At 74.2% G+C, this 3,867-nt stretch carries 4 protein-coding genes; all 4 read right to left on the reverse strand.

The window, feature by feature from the left end; genetic code table 11:
- The coding region (locus ABT336_RS26985; RefSeq protein ID WP_350900357.1) for an inositol monophosphatase family protein at positions 1-580 on the reverse strand (580 nt) is incomplete at its 3' end.
- A gap of 41 nt (positions 581-621) precedes the next feature.
- Complete coding sequence (locus ABT336_RS26990; protein WP_350900351.1) at positions 622-1,449, reverse strand: ABC transporter permease; 828 nt, start codon at positions 1,447-1,449, stop codon at positions 622-624.
- On the reverse strand, positions 1,446-2,576 hold the full coding sequence (locus ABT336_RS26995; protein WP_350900353.1) for an ABC transporter ATP-binding protein: 1,131 nt from the start codon (positions 2,574-2,576) through the stop codon (positions 1,446-1,448). The genes ABT336_RS26990 and ABT336_RS26995 overlap by 4 nt, the downstream gene beginning before the upstream one ends.
- 84 nt (positions 2,577-2,660) lie before the next feature.
- The gene (locus ABT336_RS27000; protein ID WP_350900355.1) at positions 2,661-3,698 is read right to left on the reverse strand and encodes an extracellular catalytic domain type 1 short-chain-length polyhydroxyalkanoate depolymerase; all 1,038 of its coding nucleotides are present in this window, start codon (positions 3,696-3,698) and stop codon (positions 2,661-2,663) included.
- Positions 3,699-3,867: the final 169 nt, after the last annotated feature.

The raw sequence follows: 3,867 nt of genomic DNA on the forward strand, positions 1-3,867 counted from the left end.
CCGCGATCTTCGCCCCCGCCGACCCCATCGGCACCAACTGCGCCCCGACCTCCTCGGCCAGATCGGTCAGGAACACCGGCGGGCGACTCCGACTCGCGGCCACCCGGATCGGTCCTCCGGGCTGGTCGCCGGGCTCCGGCGTCGGTGGGGGGACGTCGGTGGCCAGGACCCGGTGCTGGGCGGGCAGACCCACCGCACCGGCCACCAGACCGTGCGGGGTCGAGGCGTTACGCGCCCACAACGCCACGTGCACCGCCCAGTCCGGCCGCCCGGCCTCGGAGAACTCCCGCGTCCCGTCCAACGGATCGATGATCCACACCCGGTCGGCGGCGAGGCGTCCGGCCCGTTCACCGACCCGCCGGGAGTCGGCGTCCTCCTCGGAGAGCACCGCGTCGTCGGGGCGCGATCCGGCCAGCTCGGCGCGGAGGAGGTCGTGTGCGGCCCGGTCACCGGCGGCCTTGAGGGCGGCCGGGTCGGCGTGACCGTGTTCGGCGCGTACCCGAAGGAGCAGTTCGCCGGCGCGGGCGGCGAGGTGCCGGGCGAGCCGGGCGTCGGAGTCGGAGGGGTTCGGCTGCGGCACGTCGGGTTCCTCCCGTTCGCCGGTACGGACGACGGGGGCGGTCACTGGACCGCCCTCCGGTTGAAGCAGCGTACGCCGAGCCAGGTCAGCGCCCCGGCGACGGCCACCAGGACGGTCAGGCAGATCCAGGCCGGCAGGTGCGCGACCTCCGGCAGGAGTGCTCCCCGCACCCCCTCCGAGACGTATGTCATCGGGTTGAGGGCGGTGGCCGCCTGGTACCACGGCATCGACGACAGTCGCGGCCAAGGATAGTGGATGCAGCCGGTCCAGATGATCGGCGTGAGGATCACCGAGAAGGTGACGTTGATCCGCTGCACCGGCAGGGTGGTGGCAAGGCACATCCCGAGGGCCGCACCGACCCACGCGCCGAGCAGGGCGACCAGGACGGCCACCGGCAGGCCCGCCGGCCGCCACGGGGCCGAGCCGACCACCAGGGCACCGAGCGGGTAGACGAGGGCCGCCGCCAGCAGCCCCCGGAGGGTGGCGATCACCAGCTTCCCGATCGCCACGAGACCGGTCGGCATCGGGGCCAGCAGCCGGTCCTCGATCTCCATGGTGAAACCGAACTCCTTGACCAGCGGCAGGGCGATGCTCTGCAACGCTGTGGTCAGGGCGGCCAGGGCGATCACGCCCGGCAGGAACAGTTCGGCGAAGCCCGGACCGACGATGCCCTGCCGGCCCAGGACGGTGTCGAAGACGAAGAGCATGAACAGCGGGGTCAGGGCGACCTGAAGCAGGATCACCCAGAGTTCCCGTCGGGTGACCATCAGGTCGCGGCGAAGGACGGCGAGGAACACCCGCCCGGCGGGGGGCCGGGGACGCGGGTGGACGGCGACTCGGGCCGGGGTGGGGGTGTCGAGGGTGGTCACCGTGGCTCCCGTCCGGTCAGTTCGACGAAGACGTCCTCCAGGCTCGCTTCGCTGACCTGCACGGCGTCGACGGTGGCCGACCGCCCGGTCACCACCGTCACCGCAGTGCCCAGCAGCGCCGACGGGTCACCCGCCACGTGCAGACGCAACCGGATCCGCCCGCTGCCGTCGGCCGCATCGGCGGCCCGTTGCCGGGCCAGGGTGGCCAGCGCCCCCGCGCCACCGGCTGCGGCGAGCCGGGCACGGACGGCGGGTGGCAGGTTCGCCCCGGGCCGCCCTCCGAGCGGCCCGGCACCTCCGGGACCGGCCGGGGGACCCAGGCGTTCCACCTTGCGTACGCCGTCGAGCCGCCCCAGGGCGGCCTCCAGTTGCGCCGGCCCGTCCGCTGCGGCCGGGGTGACGGTCAGGTCGAGGATGGCGTCCCCGGCGAGGCTCCGCAGCAGGTTCTGCGGGGTGTCGAGGGTGAGCAGCCGACCCTGGTCGACGATTCCGACCCGGTCGACCACCCGGGCCGCCTCGTTCATCGCGTGGGTGGTCAGCAGGATCGCCACCCCCCGTTCCCGTAGCCGCCGCAACTGTCCCCAGATCAGCAGCCGGGTCTGCGGGTCGAGGGCGTTCGTCGGCTCGTCGAGGAAGAGCACCATCGGCTCGTGGACCAGCGCCCGGGCGATCATCAGTCGCTGGGCCAGCCCCCCGGAGTACGCCTCGATGCGCCGGTCGGCCCGGTCGGTGAGACCGAACCCGGCCAGCAGTTCGTCGGCCCGTTCGGCGGCCGCACGCCGGGACAACCCGTGGTAGGTCCCGTGGTGGACGAGGTTCTGCCTGGGGGTCAACGCCCTGTCCAGGTTGTTGTGCTGGGGCACCACCGCCAGTTGGGCGCGGGCGGTGGCCGGGTCCCTGTCGACGTCCACACCCCCGACGTACGCCCTGCCGGCGGTGGCCCGTAGCCGGGTGGTCAGGACGCCGATGGTGGTGGACTTGCCGGCCCCGTTCGGCCCGAACAGTCCGAAGACCTCGCCCGGCTCCACCCGGAACGACAGCCCGTCCACGGCGTTGGTGTCGCTGCCGGGGTAGCGCTTGACCAGGTCGTGGACCTCGATCACGGCCGGGCCGTCTCTGCTGGGCATCGGTTCTCCTCGTCTGCGCGAATGGGGTGCGCCCGACAGTGCGATCCCGCGCGGGCGGGGACGGGCGGTCGGGCCTCGGGCCGGTCAGCCACCGGCGGGCCTGGGATGGTCGGCGAAGAAACGCCAGATGGTCTCGGTGGCGTTCAGCGCGGGGGAGGGTGGGTCCAGGTCGAGCAGCTGCTCCGACCGGGGGGTGTTCGGTCGTCCACCGGGCCACTGGTGGCCGGCGTCGGCGATGGTCACCAGTTCCACGGCCCGCCCCTCGGGGCAGGTCGCCACGGTCCGGGTGACCGGACCGTCGGTGCTCGTCCGGGGTTCGCCGCAGTCGTCGACGGTGCGCCACCGGGCGGCCAGTTCGGTGGTGGGCGGGCCGTCGATGCGGACCGGGAGCCGTCCGGTGCCGTCGTTGTCGCGTCGACCCGGCCCGCCGCCGTACGGCATGGTCTGGTCCTGCTCGCCGTGGATGTGCAGGACCGAGACGGGGGCGGGGGAGTCGCAGGACCCGGCGAGGGTGGCGGCGACGACGCCGACGGCGGCGAAGATCGTGGTGTCGCAGACCAGCCGGTACGCCAACAGTCCGCCGTTGGAGATCCCGGTGACGTAGGTGCGGGCCGGGTCGACGGGGACCTGCCCGCCGACGGTGTCGACGAGTTCGGTGACGAACCGGACGTCGTCCACCCCCTCCCGGGCCGGTGCCCCGCAGCAGCCCGGCCCGGCAGCCCAGGCCCGCTTGTAGCCGTCGGGGAAGGCGACGACGAATCCGGACCGGTCGGCCTCGGCGGTCCAGCCGTACGCCTGCTCGGCCTGTCGACCCGTGCCGGCGGCCCCGTGCAGCATGACCACCAACGGGGTCGGGCCGGTCAGGGGAGCCGATGCGGGCCGGTACAGCCGGTAGGTGCGGTCCCGGCCGTCGACGGTGACGGTGTGCTCGGAGGTGCCGACGGGCAGCTGCACGGCGGGCGGTCCGGCGTCGGTGGCCGACGGTCGGGCCCCGTCGGGCGGGGTGTCGGAGGCGTCGTCGAGCAGGCTGCACCCGGTCAGCGCGGTCAGCCCCACCACCAGGGCGAGGACGGTGCCGTGGCGGGCCGCGCCCGCACTGCGAGAAGCGGTAGGAGAGATCATGTGCACACCTTCTCCCCGCAATGTTCGAGGAAGGTCAGGAACGGGCCAGGAACGGGCAAGTTCCGTCGCCGGTGGCGTGGGGCGCGCCCCCCCCCCCCCGCGCCGGGGGGGGGGGGGCCGCGCGGTAAACGGGGGTGAGCACCCCCCCCCCCCCGGGGGCGGCGGGGAG

The sequence above is a fragment of the Micromonospora sp. NPDC000207 genome (assembly GCF_040300925.1).
Taxonomy (GTDB): Bacteria; Actinomycetota; Actinomycetes; order Mycobacteriales; family Micromonosporaceae; genus Micromonospora.